The organism is Alkalihalophilus lindianensis (assembly GCF_032843265.1).
Classification (GTDB): Bacteria; Bacillota; Bacilli; order Bacillales; family Bacillaceae_D; genus Alkalihalophilus; species Alkalihalophilus lindianensis.
On the sequence record NZ_JAWJBA010000824.1, the window covers coordinates 1 to 246 of the forward strand.

General features: G+C 65.4%; 1 protein-coding gene. It reads right to left on the reverse strand.

Annotated features, from left to right (window positions below; translation table 11 throughout):
- Window positions 1–246, reverse strand: a 246-nt coding sequence (locus RYX56_RS26770) for a thiolase C-terminal domain-containing protein (protein ID WP_500660692.1), incomplete at both ends; no start/stop codon positions are given.

Genomic DNA, 246 nt, shown 5'->3' on the forward strand with positions numbered 1-246 from the left:
CCGTGCGCGGATCGCCGGGGACTTGCCGCCCGCCGCCAAGTCCGCGCAGTTGCAGCGCATTTTCATAGACCTGGCGCAGGCCCGACGCGCCGATCGGCTCGCCACAGGCCAGGCACCCGCCATCGGTGTTGACCGGCAGGCGACCGTTGATATTGGTCCACCCATTGGTCAGCCATTCTTCCTGATCGCCATCGGCGCAAAAGCCGTTTTCGGCCATGTGCATGGTTTCCGCGCCGGATTCGGTGT